Source organism: Agarivorans albus (assembly GCF_019670105.1).
GTDB classification, from domain to species: domain Bacteria; phylum Pseudomonadota; class Gammaproteobacteria; order Enterobacterales; family Celerinatantimonadaceae; genus Agarivorans; species Agarivorans albus.
Genome location: NZ_AP023032.1, coordinates 3499124 through 3517321 on the forward strand (window position 1 = coordinate 3499124; position 18198 = coordinate 3517321).

Annotated in this window: 18 protein-coding genes and 1 tRNA gene; 9 read left to right on the forward strand and 10 right to left on the reverse strand. The window is 43.1% G+C overall.

The window, feature by feature from the left end; genetic code table 11:
- Positions 1 to 76 precede the first annotated feature (76 nt).
- Positions 77 to 1201: a DUF481 domain-containing protein gene (locus tag K5620_RS15860; RefSeq protein ID WP_016402930.1), complete on the forward strand. Its 1125-nt coding sequence runs from the start codon at positions 77 to 79 to the stop codon at positions 1199 to 1201.
- A gap of 47 nt (positions 1202 to 1248) precedes the next feature.
- On the opposite strand, the gene K5620_RS15865 is transcribed toward K5620_RS15860, so the two are convergent.
- Together K5620_RS15865 and K5620_RS15870 are read right to left on the reverse strand one after the other, a co-directional pair.
- Positions 1249 to 1974 (reverse strand): hypothetical protein, encoded by a 726-nt coding sequence (locus tag K5620_RS15865; protein WP_016402931.1) that lies wholly within the window; start codon positions 1972 to 1974, stop codon positions 1249 to 1251.
- 192 nt (positions 1975 to 2166) lie between these two features.
- Positions 2167 to 4365 (reverse strand): malate synthase G, encoded by a 2199-nt coding sequence (locus K5620_RS15870; protein WP_016402932.1) that lies wholly within the window; start codon positions 4363 to 4365, stop codon positions 2167 to 2169.
- Between the two features lie 296 nt (positions 4366 to 4661).
- On the opposite strand from K5620_RS15870, the gene K5620_RS15875 reads away from it, so the two are divergent.
- Together K5620_RS15875 and K5620_RS15880 are read left to right on the forward strand one after the other, a co-directional pair.
- Positions 4662 to 5579 (forward strand): hypothetical protein, encoded by a 918-nt coding sequence (locus K5620_RS15875; RefSeq protein WP_016402934.1) that lies wholly within the window; start codon positions 4662 to 4664, stop codon positions 5577 to 5579.
- A gap of 38 nt (positions 5580 to 5617) precedes the next feature.
- Positions 5618 to 5923 (forward strand): 4a-hydroxytetrahydrobiopterin dehydratase, encoded by a 306-nt coding sequence (locus tag K5620_RS15880; RefSeq protein ID WP_016402935.1) that lies wholly within the window; start codon positions 5618 to 5620, stop codon positions 5921 to 5923.
- Positions 5924 to 5957: 34 nt separating this feature from the next.
- On the opposite strand, the gene K5620_RS15885 is transcribed toward K5620_RS15880, so the two are convergent.
- Positions 5958 to 6431, reverse strand: coding sequence for a YHS domain-containing (seleno)protein (locus tag K5620_RS15885; protein ID WP_016402936.1), 474 nt, complete (start codon positions 6429 to 6431; stop codon positions 5958 to 5960).
- Positions 6432 to 6544: 113 nt separating this feature from the next.
- On the opposite strand from K5620_RS15885, the gene K5620_RS15890 reads away from it, so the two are divergent.
- Positions 6545 to 7375, forward strand: a complete 831-nt coding sequence (locus K5620_RS15890) for an AraC family transcriptional regulator (RefSeq protein ID WP_016402937.1) — start codon at positions 6545 to 6547, stop codon at positions 7373 to 7375.
- Here the strand turns inward: K5620_RS15890 and K5620_RS15895 are convergent.
- Together K5620_RS15895 and K5620_RS15900 are read right to left on the reverse strand one after the other, a co-directional pair.
- Positions 7372 to 7980 (reverse strand): uracil-DNA glycosylase family protein, encoded by a 609-nt coding sequence (locus K5620_RS15895; RefSeq protein WP_016402938.1) that lies wholly within the window; start codon positions 7978 to 7980, stop codon positions 7372 to 7374. The genes K5620_RS15890 and K5620_RS15895 overlap by 4 nt on opposite strands.
- Positions 7980 to 9020 (reverse strand): NADP(H)-dependent aldo-keto reductase, encoded by a 1041-nt coding sequence (locus K5620_RS15900; RefSeq protein ID WP_016402939.1) that lies wholly within the window; start codon positions 9018 to 9020, stop codon positions 7980 to 7982. Before K5620_RS15900 ends, K5620_RS15895 begins: the two co-directional genes overlap by 1 nt.
- 215 nt (positions 9021 to 9235) lie before the next feature.
- On the opposite strand from K5620_RS15900, the gene K5620_RS15905 reads away from it, so the two are divergent.
- Both K5620_RS15905 and K5620_RS15910 read left to right on the forward strand, forming a co-directional pair.
- The gene (locus K5620_RS15905; protein WP_016402940.1) at positions 9236 to 10597 is read left to right on the forward strand and encodes a pullulanase-associated domain-containing protein; all 1362 of its coding nucleotides are present in this window, start codon (positions 9236 to 9238) and stop codon (positions 10595 to 10597) included.
- Positions 10598 to 10714: 117 nt separating this feature from the next.
- Positions 10715 to 11371: an HAD family hydrolase gene (locus tag K5620_RS15910; protein WP_016402941.1), complete on the forward strand. Its 657-nt coding sequence runs from the start codon at positions 10715 to 10717 to the stop codon at positions 11369 to 11371.
- 214 nt (positions 11372 to 11585) lie between these two features.
- On the opposite strand, the gene bfr (K5620_RS15915) is transcribed toward K5620_RS15910, so the two are convergent.
- From bfr (K5620_RS15915) to K5620_RS15930, 4 genes are all read right to left on the reverse strand, one after another.
- Entirely contained in the window at positions 11586 to 12053 is a 468-nt protein-coding gene (gene bfr, locus K5620_RS15915) for a bacterioferritin (RefSeq protein ID WP_016402942.1), read from the reverse strand.
- Entirely contained in the window at positions 12053 to 12532 is a 480-nt protein-coding gene (gene bfr / locus K5620_RS15920) for a bacterioferritin (protein WP_016402943.1), read from the reverse strand. The genes bfr (K5620_RS15915) and bfr (K5620_RS15920) overlap by 1 nt, the downstream gene beginning before the upstream one ends.
- Positions 12533 to 12983: 451 nt before the next feature.
- Positions 12984 to 13670 (reverse strand): monofunctional biosynthetic peptidoglycan transglycosylase, encoded by a 687-nt coding sequence (gene mtgA / locus K5620_RS15925; protein WP_215426459.1) that lies wholly within the window; start codon positions 13668 to 13670, stop codon positions 12984 to 12986.
- A gap of 44 nt (positions 13671 to 13714) precedes the next feature.
- Positions 13715 to 14917: a benzoate/H(+) symporter BenE family transporter gene (locus tag K5620_RS15930; protein WP_016402945.1), complete on the reverse strand. Its 1203-nt coding sequence runs from the start codon at positions 14915 to 14917 to the stop codon at positions 13715 to 13717.
- A 122-nt stretch (positions 14918 to 15039) separates the two neighbouring features.
- Here K5620_RS15930 and K5620_RS15935 point away from each other — a divergent pair, with 122 nt between their 5' ends.
- Positions 15040 to 15618 carry a helix-turn-helix domain-containing protein gene (locus tag K5620_RS15935; RefSeq protein WP_016402946.1) on the forward strand — a complete coding sequence of 193 codons (579 nt, stop codon included), beginning with the start codon at positions 15040 to 15042 and terminating at the stop codon, positions 15616 to 15618.
- Between the two features lie 53 nt (positions 15619 to 15671).
- Here K5620_RS15935 and K5620_RS15940 read toward each other — a convergent pair.
- Positions 15672 to 15747: transfer RNA gene (locus K5620_RS15940), tRNA-Phe, on the reverse strand.
- Positions 15748 to 16170: 423 nt separating this feature from the next.
- Between K5620_RS15940 and K5620_RS15945 the strand changes: the two genes are divergently transcribed.
- Together K5620_RS15945 and K5620_RS15950 are read left to right on the forward strand one after the other, a co-directional pair.
- Complete coding sequence (locus tag K5620_RS15945; protein ID WP_016402947.1) at positions 16171 to 16620, forward strand: Fur family transcriptional regulator; 450 nt, start codon at positions 16171 to 16173, stop codon at positions 16618 to 16620.
- Between the two features lie 87 nt (positions 16621 to 16707).
- On the forward strand, positions 16708 to 18147 hold the full coding sequence (locus tag K5620_RS15950) for a peptidoglycan DD-metalloendopeptidase family protein (protein WP_016402948.1): 1440 nt from the start codon (positions 16708 to 16710) through the stop codon (positions 18145 to 18147).
- Positions 18148 to 18198: the final 51 nt, after the last annotated feature.

Below are 18198 nucleotides of genomic sequence, written 5' to 3' on the forward strand. Positions count from 1 at the left end.
TTTATTCCGTATTGCTTAAAAAGCCGCTAATATCAAAATACTGTCATTAAATGTCTGATGGAGCAGCCACCACTTAATGCGCCTTTTAGTTGTTGTATTGTTAATAAGCTCTAGCCTTAGCCTAGCCTTAGCTGCTGAAACCTCTCTTCCCGAGGCCGAGCAGACGCCCAACTCAATAACCGAACAATTTCAACAAGACTACTTTAGTGCACTAGATTTAGATGAAGACAAAGACTGGATTCAATTAGATTCTGGTGAAGTTATTCAAGGCGATTTAGAAGAGCTTTATCAAAAAGAAGTGCTATTTGACAGCGATGAGTTAGACGATCTAAACATTGATATTGACGATATTCAACGGCTGCGTACAGCCAAATGGTTTCAAGTAAATTTACGCGGCTTAGGGGTAGTACGTGGCCGCTTAATGGTAGATAAAGATGGCGTGACCATCATTGGCAAAGACACCCATTATGCCTCGCGCCAAGATGTTATATCGGTCTATCGAGTAGCTGAACGAGAAGCCGATCGCTGGGAGAACAAAGCGACCTTGAGCGCCAATGTTGCCAGCGGGAATACCAATACCTTAGAGATAAACGGCAAACTAAATAGTGAACGAAAAACGGCACTTAATCGCACAATTATTACTTATCTTGGGGTGATCTCAGAGTCGAATGATGAAACCACCGCGCGCAATCACCGCGTTACCCTTTCTCACGATTTATATAAACACCACGATTGGTTCTTTCGCCCTATATTGGCCGATTTCTATCACGCACCATTAAAGAATATAAAGCTGCAAAGCCAATTGGCCTCGCAAGTGGGTTATATCGCAGTGGACGATGATGACAAAAAATGGGAGTTGTCTGTTGGTCCTTCATGGCAGCAAACCCGTTTTGAAGAAGTCACTGAAGGCAGCTCTAACAAAGAAAGCAGTATGGGTTTGTCTTTTGGTTCTAACTTCGAAATAGACATCACCAAAGACATTGAATTGACTCATGACTACCAAATGACCTTATCGCAGAAAAAGACCGGTGGTTACCAACACCACAACCTACTTAATCTAGCCATTGATATTACCGACGATCTAGATTTAGACATCGACTTTATTTGGGATTACACCGAATCACCCACTGCAGACTCAGACGACATAACACCGGAAAAAAATGACTATCGCCTAGTGATAGGTATTGGCTTAGATTTTTAACAAAAAAAGCCTCTTAACAAAGAGGCTTTAGCAGCAAGTATCTAACTTTAAAGGGTTTTGGTGTTTGTCTGACCTTCAGCAGCGGTAGCTTTAACACTGTTTGCATTTGTCTCATCGCGCAAACGCGCCATATTGCGAATGTGTTCTACACAAAATTCTACTGAACGCGCTAACTCACGCTTAAGCCCTTCACCACTTTCCAGCTCGACATAAGAAGGCCCTTGCTCAGTATCTGCATACTCAGGCATATTGTTACAAGCTTCTTCAGCAATAACGATTCCCTTTTCACGGTCGATAAGTCGAGCATGCACCTGATAACTCACACGATAATTGTCCCAGTCACTGGTGTAATATATCGAGCTCCAAGATAGGGTGCGAACATCAAGAATGTAGTCATAATCAGAGTATAGTTCGATGATGTTTGGCAATTCAGGAATGGTTACTGATTTAGATTCATCATCCACCACCTTTACTTTATAGCTATCACTTAGGCCGCTGGCTAATTCACGTGCAATATCCAGAGCAGGGTCTTCAATTTGATTGTTTACAATCATGGCATTGCCTGAAGAAATAGCAGAAGCCAACCCCAATAAGCCAAACTGCACATTTGCGGCAGTTTGTGCAGCAAAATCAGGAAGCGCACTATAACGGGTATAAACGAGGCTCTTATCCGCTAAAGATAGAGACTCATTAGCATCTAATGGTTTGGTTTTTATCGTAGAACATGCCGTAAGAGACAACACAACTACTGCAAATATCAGTCGTAGTAACAAGATTTTAATCCTTTAAAAATTTAAGTATCCACTTCGCATACCAAGCCCAATCATGCAGCTTTGGTGCGGACAAAAGACTACCTAATTTAATCAAGAATTACATTACTTAAGCACCTGATTTTATTGTTTAATATCAAAATCATACAAAAAAAGCACCTATTAAGGTGCTTGTTTATAATGAAAATGTTTACCCTATCGGGACTTAAACTCTCGACGCCATGCGTGTAATAGTGGTTCGGTATAACCACTAGGTTGCTCACAACCTTTAAACACCAAATCTAGGGCGGCTTGATAGGCACAACTGGTAGCGACATTTCCTGCCATATTCAGATAGGCTGGGTCGCCACTGTTTTGTTCATCGACCAATGCGGCAATCACTTCAAAACGCTGTTTCACTAGCTCTTCACTCACAATATTGTGTTTTAACCAGTTTGCCACGTGCTGACTAGATATACGCAAGGTAGCGCGATCTTCCATTAAACCTACGCCATTAATATCTGGCACCTTAGAACAGCCAACCCCCTGCTCTACCCAGCGAACAACGTAACCAAGAATGCCTTGGATGTTGTTATCTAGTTCTGCAATAAGTTGCTGCTCAGTCCAAGCTGTATCAGCCGCTAATGGCGGCGTTAATAAGTCATCTAAGTAACGCTGATCATCACTACTTAGCGCCTCTAATAGTTGATTTTGAATACTCGATACATTTACCTGGTGATAATGCATCGCATGCAGCGTTGCCGCAGTTGGTGAAGGAACCCAGGCCGTGCTAGCGCCACTTTCTGGGTGGGCTTGTTTAGCCTGCATCATAGCTGCCATCATCTCGGGCATGGCCCACATGCCTTTACCTATTTGCGCTTTGCCGTGCAAACCACAAGCAAGGCCAGCTTGAACGTTGTTAAGTTCATACGCTTTAATCCACACGCTTTCTTTTATTTCACCTTTTGGCACCATAGCGCCGGCTGCCATGCTAGTGTGAATTTCATCCCCCGTTCTATCTAAGAAACCAGTGTTAATAAACACCACTCGCTGATGAGCTTCTGCTATACACGCTTTTAAATTAACACTGGTGCGACGTTCTTCATCCATAATGCCCAATTTAATGGTGTTAGCTGTAAGACCAATTAGCTCTTCAACGGCTGCAAAAATTTGATTACTAAACGCAACCTCTTCTGGGCCATGCATCTTAGGTTTAACAATGTAAATCGACCCTTCGCGGGAGTTGCGATAAGGGCTATTTCCAAGCAAATCATGTTTAGCGATGAGGCTGGTAAACACAGCGTCAAGTAAACCTTCTGGAACCTCATTGCCCTTGGCGTCTAACATTAGGTTGTTGGTCATCAGGTGACCCACGTTACGCACAAACATTAACGAGCGTCCACTTAAGCTAAAGCCGTGGCCTTGAGTGTTAATGTATTGGCGGTTAGGCGCTAGCTCGCGAGTAATCTGTTTGCCGTTTTTGGTTAAGCTTTCATTCAATGTTCCGCACATTAAACCTAACCAGTTTTTGTAAACTTCTACTTTATCTTCGGCGTCTACCGCGGCAATAGAGTCTTCACAATCCATAATGGTGGTAAGTGCAGACTCCAATACAATGTCTTTTACATTGGCACTGTCTTGCGCGCCAATTTGGTGTTCTTCATCAAACTGGATTTCTATATGTAGCCCATGGTGTTGCAATAAAATCGCCGAAGGCTGCTCAGCATCTCCTTGGTAGCCCGCAAGGTGAGAGGCTTCTTCCAAGGTGGTGTTTGAACCGTCTTTAAGGCCAACCAATAAACCACCAGAAAGAACACTGTATTTGGTAGCATCAGCATGGCTGCCATGAGCCAAGGGACAATGTTTATCAAGTAATGCGCGGCCATAAGCAATAACCGCTTCTCCACGCGCAGGGTTATAGGCAGAGCCGGGGGCAAGCTCACCACTTTGCTCAATCACATCGGTACCATAGAGTGCATCATACAAACTACCCCAGCGAGCATTAGCGGCATTTAATGCATAACGAGCATTCATTACCGGTACCACTAACTGCGGGCCTGCTAATAGAGCTAGCTCACGGTCTACTTTTGATGTAGCAAGGCTCACTTGCTCAGGCGCTTTAACCAGATAATTAATATCTTGTAGAAACTGCTGGTAAACTTGGGCATCGATGGGGGCAGGATGCTGCTGATGCCATTGGTCAATTTGGCTTTGTAAGCTATCACGCTTAGCCAACAAATCTTGGTTTTTAGTAATGAAGTGATCTAAATAGGCTTCTAGCCCAGACCAAAAGCCGTCTTGCTCAACACCTGAGTTTGGCAAAACATCCTGATTAATAAACTGATAAAGCAAATTCGATACTTGGTAGTGTTCCAGCTGATGATAGCTAGATGCGTTATTAGTCGGTTTACTCATCAAACGTTCCTTTATTTTATAGTTATTATGTAGTTAACGAAGTTGAAACTTCGCTAATTGGTTCATGTTACCCTTAACAGTGTTGCAAGCCCGACGAGTAACTCGACGCGCAATAGATTTCAGATTAGCATCCCATACTCGGCCCATGAATAACAATTGGCCAAATGTAGCATTTGCAATCATACATCTCTTTGCTAGTATTTTTCAAACACTCGTTTGAATCTGTTTCTAACTTGCTTTTCAATCTGTAAATAACACCGCGCTAGCACAGCGTATAACCAAAATGGGGCAAGGACTTGCTAAGGTTTATCACTCGCTACTCTACTCAGCTATTAGCCAGCTGTGTTTTCATCGGCTTTGCGCTGCCTAACTTCTCTAATGCCTTACTGCCTTTTTTACCGGCGGTACTGTTTGCTTTAATGTTATTTACCATCGTAAGTTTGAACATCAAAACCTTAGTTAAAGACTTAGCGCAAACATCAATTTGGCTTTATGCAATTTGGCATACGCTTGGTTTAACCGCTTTGATCATGCTAATTGCTTGGTTTTTCAATGTTAGTAGCCAACTCTATTTAGCCATTGCAGCCACTTGCGCTACTGGCTCTCTATTCGCCAGCCCCGCGATTGTTCGCTCGATAGGCTTAGATGCTCAACGCTGTATGGCCATGACAATTGCCTCTACTTTATTAATGCCTGGCGTATTACTGCTTAATAGTCATCTGTTTAGCCACTTTAGTCATAACCAGCAATTACAACTAGACATGCAGGTTTATGGCCAACGTTTAGCAATTTTCATCATATTACCTATTATTATCAGTTTGTTACTGCACAAACTGCTCAAGCAACAACTGATCGACAAAGCACTTATTCAGATCCGGCCTGTAACCATAGTATTGGTGTTTTTTTTCCCCTTGGGCCTAATGGGAGCATTTCGCGAAGTGTATGACACCAGCCCAGCTGTTGCGTTAGAGTATTTGGCAATTGCCAGTACTGCATGTTTCATTGCCTTTGTCGCCAGCTTTTTGTTGTACCTCAAAAAAGGTAAAGAGCTCGCTATAATTAGCGGGGTAACTGCCACTAATCGTAATGTTTTGCTCACCTATAGTATCACTGGTAGCTTTTTAGGGATTGAATACATGATTTATATGGGGGCGATTCAGCTACCCGTGTATTTCTTGCCAATGCTAGTAAAACTGACTTCACGCTCTCGCTAAACTAATCTTATAGGTAATCAAACAAGTTAGAGGTAATTATGAGTGAGCATGCACTAAGCCAACCAGCTATTCACTTAGCCTTAAAACACCTACCGAGTTGGCAGTATCAAAATAACTTTATCGTAAACTCTTATCGGTTTAAAAACTTTGTACAAGCCTTTGAATTTATGGGAAGAGTAGCTGATTACGCCGAGCAGCAAAATCATCATCCAGATTGGAGCAATTGCTATAACAAGGTAGATATTTCATTAACTACCCACGAATTAGGCGGAGTAAGTGAACGTGACTTTAAGTTGGCCACACTTATCGAAGACTTGTACCAACAATACTATCTCACCAAGTAGGCAGCCCTATTTGATGAGATAGTGATAGATGCAATTAAAGTTTAGCGGCATCTACGGCTTTTATTTCTGGCCAATTCTGGTTGGCGTCCACAATCAATTCACCGGTGTTTTCTAACCAACGCTGTTGGACCTTTTTATCAAGGTTAAGGTAAAGCTTCCCATCGACAATTTTCCATGCTGTTGGGTCGGTATCAAACTTCTTCTCCATGGCTACGCCAAAAGCACAATAACCACCGTATTGAGGCGCGTACTTAGCAGGGTCAGCTTTAAATGCATCACGATTGTCTGCTGATGCAAAATGGTAGATAGCATTATTATGAGTGGCGGTATAACTATTGTTACCTTGGGTTGGCTGACCACTGACAAAGTAGGCAACTGGATCATAGCCCTTAATAGCTAAATCATTGGCGTCTACGCTCATACCCACATCGGCAGCAAAGCTAAAGCTACTAACAGCTAGGGAAGTGGCAAGTGCGCTGGTACGAATAATTGCTTTTAGTGTATTCATTTTCATTCTCCAAATAATAGTGTGCTAAGCGACAATGAAACATTAACGGCTAGCTCCGGTCTGTTGGGATACAATCGTTCAGCAATTAGTGCAAAAAGTACGGAATAACTAAAATGGACCAACTTTCTAGCCTACTCAGACAGTTTTCAATCAGCGCTGGTGTTTTTTATTCAGGGCAATTATGTGGCTTATCTGATGTAGCTACAGGTGATGAGCTTGTTGGACACATTCATGTATTGCGATCTGGCAGTTTAAGTATTCAAAGCAAGCAGCAACTGTTAAATGTAGTTGCACCAAGTTTAATTTTTTTCCCCCAACCGCAAGCCCATCGACTTATTGTGGATGAGCAACAGCCAGCAGAACTTGTGTGTGCCACTATTCGATATGACAATGCCAATCACAGTGCGCTGGCGAATGCCTTGCCAGAGCAAATTGTGCTATCGCTTAGTCAACATGCTCAATTTGCCCGCACTATAGAATTGCTCTTTAGCGAAGCATTTGAGACTGACCAGGGCTCGTTAGTGATAATGGACAAGTTAGTGGAAGTCCTCGTCACCTTGTTACTACGCCACAGTATTAACCAACAAAACAAACACTCCGGCTTAATTGCCGGCTTATTGCACCCCAAACTATCGCTCGCCTTAGCGGCTTTACATAAGCAAACTGCTTTCGAGCACTCAGTTGAATGGCTAGCAGAACAAGCGGCTATGTCGCGCACTAGTTTTATTGAAAGCTTTAAGCAGACTATCGGCTGTTCGCCTGGCGACTATTTAGTGGAATGGAAAATCAACCAAGCCAAACAGCTGCTAAAGCTTGGAAAACCAATTACTTGGGTTGCTTCGGAAGTGGGTTATCAAAGTGTATCTGGCTTCACCCGAGCATTTAGAGCCAACACGAATATGTCTCCTAAACAATGGTTAGATGAGCGTAGCTCTAGCAACTAGCTTAATAACTGCTTAATCTGGTTTTGCAGTTTAGGTACTAAGTCTTGCTCAAACCAAAGGTGCTTAGCAAACCAATGGCGATTGCGCGGTGAAGGATGAGGTAAAGGCCATATACCTTGGGCCGCGTAATGCTGATAATTACCAACATTTTCGCTTAGCGTAGTTTTTGTATCTGTGGGCAAATAAAGAGCTTGGGCGTATTGGCCAATCAACAAAGTAAGCTCAACCTTGTTGAGCTGTTCGATGATTTGTTGATGCCAAGTATCAAAACACAGTTTTGGTGGCGGCAAGTCTCCCTGCTTGCCTTTACCAGGGTAACAAAAAGCCGAAGGTACAATGGCCACCGTTTCTGCATCATAAAATGTCTCAGGCTCCAACCCCAACCATTGTCGTAAACGCTTGCCACTGGCATCATCCCAAGGCACGCCACTTTTATGCACTTTTATTCCAGGAGCTTGACCAATAATCAATATCTTTGATTGAACACTAGCCTGCACCACCGGGCGTGGCTCAAGCTGTTTCTCACACAAACGACAAGCACTTACCTGCTTTAGTAATTGCCTAAGGTTTTCAGAACGATCTTCTTTGATCATAGGTTCGCGCATTAGGGACAAGGGATCCTAAATTTATCACCCAACTCTTGAATCCGCTGCTCCAACTGATCAGACATCAACACTTTAGTACTACTCAGATTTTCTTTGAGCTGTTCAAGGTTGGTGGCACCAATGATATTGGCTCCCACAAAGCTACGCTGATTGACAAATGCCAAGGCTAACTGGGCAGGACTTAATTCAAATTCACGCGCTAAATCTACATAATGCTGAATCGCTTGTTGAGCTTCTGCGCCATAGCGAGCAAAACGCTTATATAAGGTGAGTCGTGCACCTTCGGGCCATTGATCATTCAAATACTTCCCAGTGAGTGCACCAAATGCTAATGGGGAATAGGCTAATAAAGGAATATTCTCGCGGTGCGACACTTCCGCTAAGGCAACTTCAAAACTTCGATTAAGCAAATTGTAAGGGTTCTGGATCGAGACGATCTTCGGCAAGTTATGCTTCTCTGCTAAATGAACATAACGCATTGCTCCCCATGGTGTTTCATTAGAGATCCCCAGGTAGCGAACCTTTCCAGAATTCACAAGATCAGCTAAGGCTTCAAGTGTTTCTATAATAGGTGTTTGATCAGCACCTTCTTGGTGCTGATAGTTTAACTGACCAAAAAAATTGGTTGCACGATCTGGCCAATGCACCTGATAAAGATCAAGGTAATCGGTTTGTAATCGATTTAAAGAGTCTTCTAGTGCTTGATGGATGCCATTCCATGTAAGCCGCATATCTTGGCGGATGTAACCACCGCGATCTGATTTAGAAGGCGCAGCAACCTTTGAGGCTAATATCAGCTCGTCTCTGCATTTTCGCCGTGTTAAGTAGTCACCAATGATAGTCTCGGTGTCACCTTGGGTACTTTGTTGAGGTGGCACCGGGTACATTTCAGCTGTATCAATAAAATTAACCCCATGCGCCAAAGCGTAATCAAGTTGATCAAAAGCCTGATCACGAGAGTTTTGCTCTCCCCAAGTCATTGTTCCTAAGCAAATTTCGCTTACTCGTAAATTTGACTCTCCTAATTGACGATATTTCATCATGCAATCCTCATAAGGTCAGACAATTTCTTTTTGACGTAAAAAACAATTAGCAGCAAAAACTGGACATTTTTACTGCAAAAACCTGCAGCAATTGGAGCTAAGTCTATTTTTCTTTAAAATTTAACACCATATTGGTGATCTAGTTGCTACTTCTTTAATGTTTTTTTAGTTATTATGGGTTCATGCGACTTAAACAAGTTAATGGAGTAATTGTGCAAAGAGCATCCATATTTATATTACTTTTCTGGTGTATTAGTACAGTTGCCAGTGCAGATAGCGTAACTGTTCACTACAAGAGCATTAATAACAACTATGATGGTTGGGGTTTACATATCTGGGCCGGTGAAGAAATGGTGAATGGCAAACAAGTTGGTGCTAGAACCGACTTCCGTTTGCGTAAAGGCACCACCCCTGGCGACCCGTTAATGCCGAGCAAGTTTGACGACTTCGGTGTAGCCTTTACGATCCCTGTACGTAAAGATGCTAAACAATTCTCATACACGTTGACTAATGGTGAACTTCACCATATGAACGTTGAAGAATGGAAGTGGATCAAAAGCAAGCATGGTTTAGAGATTTGGATTGTAGAAAAAGATCCGAAGATATACACCGGCGTGCCAAGACAGTTTGCTAAAAGTGCTACAACGCAAACGGCAAAAACCACAACTACTTCAGCTAAGCCTAAAGCAGTACTGCCACCGCCAGTGCCTAAAGCTAAAGCAACAACCACTACAGCCAAGGTAGCGGCCAAGCCTAAACCTACGCCAAAACCGGTTGCGAAGAGTACAGGCCCAAGCCCAGAAATGACGCGTACTTTGAATTTGCTTAAGAACGATTTAAGCAAAAAGAATAAGACTATTAACAAGCTTCAGTCTGCGCTAAACGATACTCAAAAAATCAACCAGCGTTTACAAAACGACTTAAACAGCAAGTTGATTGACTACCAAGCGTTACTGCAACTTAACGACAAAATAAGCAACGAAAACCGCACATTAACTGCGTCTAACCAAAGCTTATATGCGCAAGTTGAACAGGCTGGTAGCAGCAATGCCGAAGCTCAGTTGTTAGAGCGAAATCAGCAACTTGAAAAACAACTTGCTGGCGTTAACGAGCAAGTGCTTGGGTTACAGAAAACCATTGCTGAAAACACCGGTAATTCTGAGCAACAAAAACAGTTGCAAGAACAGTTTAACCAAATGCAAACGCAACGAGATGAGCTACGAGCAGATAACAACAAGTTAAGTGCTCATATTGTAGAACTTGTACAACGCTCGGAAAATGCCGGCCAAGCCCAAGAGTCAGGCATTGCTTGGTGGTTATTCGGCGCGGTAGTTGCGGTGCTAGTGGTATTAATTGGTCTAGTCTTCTTGGCAACCAGCAAGCGTTACAAAGATCTTCAGTTAGATATGGAAGATGCGCTTAAACGTAAAGAAGAAGAAATCAAAACCGAGAAAATTTACGCTGCAGCTGCTAACGAGAAGCTACGCAAGGTACTTCACGGTGAAGCGCAACAACGCAGTTGGGCGCCAGTACCAGATGGCTTACCAGAGAATCTCAAAAAAGATACTGCATAAAATAACAAGGCCAGCTCAGCTGGCCTTTTCTTTACCCTCAATAAAATTTAGCCATTGAGCTATCCTTCAGTTTTCCTTAGCATCGTCTTTAGTCACTCACTCGTGAAAGAGGCCTTTGTGGAACTACATATATTCGATTTAGATGAAACACTGATCGCTGGCGACAGCGGCGTACTATGGCATCAATTTCTAGTACGGGAAGGAGTAGTTACCCAAGCAGGTTTTCTTGAACAAGACGCTGCAATGATGCAGCAATATGCTTTAGGCGAGCTAGCCCTAGAGCAATACATATCTTTCAGTTTAACTCCGATAAAACACCTTAGTAGTGAGCAAGTTGACCGCTTAGTAAGTCACTTTGTTCGCCAGCAAGTTAATCGTATTGTCTACCCCCAAGGCCAAGCATTAATCTCTCAGTTAAAGCAAAGCCATGAAGTACTTATAATCTCCGCTACAGTTAGCTTTATAGTTAACCAGATTGCGCAATTATTAGGTGTTGAACATCATTTAGGCGTTGATTTACATGCCGAGCAGGGAAAGTACACAGAACAAATACAAGGTGTTGCTAGCTTTCGAGAAGGTAAAGTCACACGGCTTAAGCAATGGCTTACTGATCAGTCAAGGCAGTACTCATCAATCAGCTTTTACTCTGACTCAATTAACGATCAACCCTTACTAGAGTATGCAGACAACGCATATACGGTTAACCCCTGCCCTAAACTTAAACAGCTCGCTTTAGAGCGGAATTGGACGCAGTTTAGCTGGCAGCTCAGCTAATACCAATCGTACTAAGTAACAGTTAACTCTATCTGGTTAAAATACTCGATAACTGCGTTAGAATTTTTGATTGTAGAATATTTACTTATCGAAAAATCCTGTCTCATTCTTGAGTATTTTTCCTGCGTTTTTTTGAACACCTACTTAGTGTGATTGGTATAAAACAAAAAACGAGAGCAAGAGCTCTCGTTTTTATATCTGCTGGGCACAACTTCTACATTTGGCTTTGTAGGTAATTCTCTAAGCCAATTTTCTTAATTAAGCCTAACTGCTGCTCTAGCCAATAAGCGTGGTCCATCTCGGTATCATCAATCAGCGTTTGCAACATGTTACGTGTTACGTAATCTTGCTTAAGCTCGCAAAGGGCCATCGCTTCTTTTAGTAAAGCATCAACTTCGTACTCAACTTTTAAGTCATTCTCAAGCATGCTTGGTACATCGCTACCAATACGCAAAGGCTCACGCTTACTTAAGTCTGGTGTTCCTTCTAAGAACAAAATACGTTGAATAAGCAAAGAGGCGTGACCTTTCTCATCATCAAACTCGTGGTCGATGCGCTCATATAACTTATTAAGGCCCCAGTCTTCATACATGCGTGAATGAATAAAGTACTGATCCATTGCCGTTAGTTCATTCATCAACAGGCGGTTTAGCACATCAATGACTTCATTATTACCTTTCATTAGTCATCTCCTTCGGTAATTTGAGCAGCTAAATAGTTTTCTAGGCCCATTTTTTCAATTTGATATTGTTGAGTTTCAATCCAATCAATGTGATCTTCTTCGTAATCTAAGATTTCTTCTAACAAATCTCGACTAACGAAGTCTTTTGCTAGTTCACACTCGGCAATAGCTTGTTTAATGATTGGCAACTGCTCTAGCTGGAAGTCCATATCACATTGCAGCATTTCCTCGGTCGACTCCCCAATGCGCAATACACCCAACATGTGGGCATGAGGTAAACCTTCTAGGAACAAAACTCGCTCCATTAATTTGTCGGCTTGCTTCATATCCTTAATCGATTTTTTATAGTTACGCTCATTCAGCGCATCAAAACCCCAGTTTTTATACATTCTGGCATGTAAAAAATACTGGTTAATCGAAGTAAGTTCTGAAACTAACACCTTATTTAACAAAGCAATTATATTTGGTTCGGCTTTCATTACTGCGCTCCAAGCTGCCAATTTGAGGTATCGAAAAAGTATACACCCTAACTAAGCTCGCTGCATAATATATTTACATTTCATTAACTTACGATAAAAATAATGACAACCATTATCATTAATATTTAAATTTAGTGTGCGATTAAGTGACCAAAATTAAAATCAATTTACCGATCACACTCTTTAGTGATTGTTTAAAAAAACAGCAGTCAATATTGATCTAAAACAACTTCTAAAATTCAGTGTTTACTCAACATTTAGTATAATTACATTGAATCAAACTCCAGGGATGGCTAAACACAAGTGAGGTCACTATGTTCTTTGGATTCTTAAAAACACTCTCAAAAGCTAGCCTTATCGCAATCTCTGTATTTGTCATTTTGCTTTGTCTAAAGCTGTCATCTCAATTCGCTATAGACCTTTTCCAAGCAGCACTTTAGTCATGCGTAAACTAATGGCGGCTCAACTCTAAAGATCCTAATTGGCGCATTTGCTGGCGAATCCACGAGATTCGCTGGCTCATAAATGCACTGTTGGGGTTTAGTGAGTAACGATATGGACTTGGCAGCAAGGCTGCCAAGCTTGCCGCCTGACGAGCACTAAGTTGTGATGAAGACAAAGCGAAGTAATGCTGACTAGCCGCCTCTACGCCGTAAATACCAGGACCAAACTCAGCAATATTTAAGTAAATCTCGATGATTCTGGATTTAGGTAGGTTCAACTCCAGCAAACCTGCAAAGCCAGCCTCTACTGCCTTTCGCCAATAACTCTGACTAGGCCACAACCACAGATTTTTGGCAGTTTGTTGAGTAATAGTACTACCGCCTCTTAATCGCCCGCCTTGTTGATTGCTCTTATACGCTTTCCAGATAGCTAAAAAGTCTACGCCATAGTGCGACAAAAACCGCTGATCTTCAGCGGCAACCACCGCCAAAGGCATTGATTTGTTGATCTTAGCTAATGGTATCCATTGGTGCTGTATTTGCTCAGGGTAAGAAACAGGGGGAAACCAAGCACGGTGTAAGCGCCAAGACCAAATTGGCGGGTCGATCCAACGTAAGGCTAACACCATTAACTCAGCAAACAGAGCAAGTAGCAGAAAGCCTTTTAGTAAGTAGAGCAAAAAACGTTTAATCAACGACGTAAACAATCATATTTGTGATGCTTCAACCTTAAGATAAGCTAGGCTTTATTGCTAGCTTCTCTAGTCTCTTTAACTATTCTGGTGGCTTCATTGCGAGAAAAAAGGTAGTGCACGATCAAACCTAAACTTAGGCCCCAAAACGCGCTGGCAATGCCAAACAAGTTGACCGATGAAGCCGTTACCAAAAAAGTAATGGCGGCCGCCTCTCTCCCCTTTGTGCAGGCCAAGGCAGTTGATAAACTGTTTGCGATGGTACTAATCAGCGCTAAACCAGCAATAGCCACCACCAACTCTTGAGGAAAAGCGGCAAACAAACTCACCACCGTTGCCCCCAGCAAGCCCACCAGTAGATAAAACACTCCGGCCCATATCGAGGCATAATAGCGTTTTGTAGGATCTTCATCGGCCTCCTTGCCCATGCAAATTGCAGCCGTAATGGCCGCTAAGTTAAAAGCAAAACCTCCAAATGGCGCTAGCAGCATCCCGGCGACGCCTGTCCAAGATATTAGTGGAGAAATTGCAGGCCGATATCCATTGCCATGCAAGGCAGCAATACCAGGCATATTTTGTGAGGCCATGGTGACCACAAACAAAGGCAAACCTACACCTAAGATTGCTTGCCATGAGAATGTTGGACTAATCCACACCGGCATAGCTAGCTCTAAAGTCACCGACGATAACTCCAGCAAACCCAAGTAGAAAGCTGTTGTAATGCCTACCAGTAAGGTAACCAGCATAACGTAGCGTGGGGCATACAATTTGCCGATTAGGTAGCAGGCTACCATACTGGATACCAATACTAATTGGCTCTCTAGTGATTGAAACAACTGCAAACTAAATTGCAATAGCACCCCAGCTAACATCGCGGAGGCCACTGATTGTGGGATCCAACGGATCAGCTTATCCATCAAACCACTTAAACCCACTAAAGTTATTAATAGTGAGCTAAACAAAAACGCGCCAATCGCTTGATGAACCGAGAGCCCAGATAAGCTAGTCACTAGCAGTGCTGCGCCAGGCGTAGACCAAGCAGTAAGAATCGGCTTTTTGTGATACCAAGAAAAGCCGATGCTCGTCGCCCCCATCCCAATACCCAAAGCCCACAACCACGAACCAATTTGCTGTTCGCTTGCTCCTGCCGAAGCAGCAGCTTGAAACACAATAACTGCTGAGCTGGTATAGCCCACTAATACTGCGATAAAACCAGCCGACACTCGAGATAAAACAAACCAGTCACGCATAGCTACTCCTTGGCTTAACTGTAAATTCCTACTCACACCGTGCGCTATAACGCACGCACTGGACAAGCCTAACACTTGTGCGCTATAACGTACAAGACGATTTTTTCAACAAGTAGGTTATTTTGCTGGCCTTAAATCAATATCTCGCTGCAGCGCTCAAACAACAGCGTAAAGACAAACAGTGGAGTTTAGACACCGCAGCCAAACAAACCGGTGTGAGTAAAGCCATGTTAGGACAAATAGAACGAGGGGAATCTAGCCCAACTATTGCCACACTGTGGAAAATAGCAGGAGGTTTTAATACTTCCTTATCAACCTTTTTAGAGCCAGAACTTGCAGAGCAAGCTCAGCCAGAAATTCGCAGCGCAGATCAACTTCGCCAACAACCCGCCAGCGATGACATGCTTGTAGCAATTTTATTCCCCTACGATGAAAAGTATGGCTTTGAGATGTACGAACTCACCTTGTTAGAGAACTATCAGCGAGTGTCCGAGCCCCACGAAGTTGGAGTGAGTGAACATGTCATTGTGACCAGTGGGGAGATGGAAGTTTTGGCAAACGGCCAATGGAATAAACTCAGCCAAGGTCAAGCGTTGCGCTTTACCGGCGATAAACCACATGGCTACAGAAACTTAAATAAGCAAGCGGCGGTGTTTCATTGCTTAATTCACTATTCTCGCAATAAATCTCAGCAGAACTAAACGCAAGGCTTGAAACGAAAAAAGCCTGCTAAATTTAGCAGGCTTTTTAAAGATGGTGCCCGGAGGCGGAATCGAACCACCGACACGAGGATTTTCAATCCTCTGCTCTACCGACTGAGCTATCCGGGCAACGGCGGCTATTAAACGTTTTTAGCCGAAACAAGTCAACCGCTTTTTCGCAATTAAGGTTCGAGTGCTTACAAAGCGAGCAAACTAAATAAAAAATCAGCACTTTTAGTGGAGCCTTTATCTACAGCAGCTTCAGCGCTAATCAATCGCATTAAATTACTCGGTAATTACATGTCTTCACTCTTTGAAGTAAACAGCAATAGCAGACGGCATAATCACTTAAAGCAGCACATTTTAACCTGTCGCCAATCAACGACAGAATTTAGCGCTTTATTTACAATCACTTAAATAAGACATAAAAAACCATAGCAATGTCGATACTTGACCTTGCAAGGCTTGCCTATAAGCGGTGATTGTTATAATGTAACGCTCAAATTTTGTGGGTGTATTTCGCTCATCAGCTAAGTTCTATTTCGGTAAAGCATGTCTACAGCCAATTATATACAACGTGTCAGTGACTACTGTAGCCAAAATAAGCTTAAGTTCACGCCAAATCGTGCAGCAGTGTTGGCTATTCTTCATCAACATCAACAAGCACTTAGCGCTTACGATATTTTGGCTAAGCTGCAACAACAGCAACAAAATACCAAGCCTCCAACGGTATATCGCGCTTTAGATTTCCTACTGCAATATCACTTCATTCAGCATATTGAATCAAGTAGCCGTTACATCATTGGCCACCAGCATGCCCCATTTACTCCACAACCCTTGCTTATTTGCACCGACTGTAAATCAGTCACTCAAATAGGCTTGTCTGAATCATTAAAAATTGAATTGGACCAGTTTGCCGGACAGCAAGGCTTTAAATTGCATTCGCAAAGTTACGAATTCCAAGGGCTTTGCTCTGGTTGCCAACAAGGGCAAGTGTCGTGAATAGCACCACGAACCAGCAAAAGTCGCTCACTAGTATTAATACAATAACAGCTGCGTTAAGACAGCGTTCATTAGGTAAAAGATTGTATGTTTAACAGTAAAACTCGTTTGTTTGGTCGCCCTAGCAGGCTTCCCAACAAACATTGGCAGCTCATTATTGCCTGCGGTGTACTCGTAGGCATTGCCAGTATTTGGCCTAGCTCCAAACAAGTCAGTACCAACAGCCGCCAGCTCATCGAACTGCCGCAAAACGACTTTAAGTCAGAGTCCGATGGCATCACTTTTAGTCTGGCTAGTCGCTCCAATGAAGCCATCGATATAGTAAAGCAGAATACCCAAGATGAGCCCAGTGCCGAGCAGTTTAGACAAGCTGCTGAATCGCCAGTTGTGGCGAAACAAAACACCAACGAGCCAACACTCGCTGCTGCAAAAGCAGAGCCTGAACAAGCTGAGGTTGGAGGCGAACGCAGCTATCAGTACACTATTGAGAAGGGCGATACTCTAGGTAAAATTTTCACTCGCTTTAACATCGACCAAACCACTATGTATCAAGTACTAGAAGCTGATATTTCGGTACTAGCTTTAGATACCTTAAGTCCTGGTCATGATCTTACCTTTACCATCGACCACGACCAACAACAGTTATTGGCCTTACAACTTGCCTTTAATCCGGCACAAAAAATCATCTTTAAGCGTGTAGATGCAAGCAGCTTCGAATACGAAACCATTAATATTGAAGGGCAATGGCAGAAACAAGCCATAGCAGGCACCATTGAAGGTAGCTTTTACGTATCAGCCCGAAAAGCTGGTTTAAGCCCAAGTGAAGTAGAGCAAGTAGCGCAAATGTTTAAAGACAAACTGCGTTTTTCTCGTGACTTTAGAGCGGGCGATGTATTCCAAGTTGTACGTAATCGCCAATACATCGATGACGAACTCACCGGTCAAAGTGAAATTAGTGCAGTGCGTATTTTTAACCGAGGCAACGAATACAGTGCTTATTTGTTTAGCAATGGTAACTACTATGACAAAGATGGCGAAAGCCTAGCGCGCGCCTTTATGCGAGTACCGCTTAAAGGCGCTCACCGCGTTACATCTGGTTTTAATCCACGTCGTAAGCACCCAATTACCAGACGTATCTCGCCACATAACGGTGCCGATTTCGGCGTAGCTATTGGCACCCCGGTATTGGCCGCAGGTGATGGCGTAGTGACTAGAGTTGAGAATCACCCTTATGCGGGTAAATACATCGTGATTCAACACGGCGGTAAATATCGCTCACGTTACCTACACTTAAACAAATTTAAAGTTCGCAAAGGGCAACGAGTCACTCGTGGCCAAGTGATTGCAGACTCTGGCAATACCGGCCGCTCAACGGGTCCCCACCTGCATTACGAGTTCCATATTAACGGCCGAGCAGTTAACCCAATGACCGCAAAAATCCCCCTCGCCTCTGCAATTGATAAACAAGAGCGTGCCGAGTTCGACCAGCTGGTGAGCAATATGAATGATTTGATTGCGGCAGGCTAAACCACTTCGCTTTCCCCTTAAAAAACGGACCTTAATTGGTCCGTTTTTTGT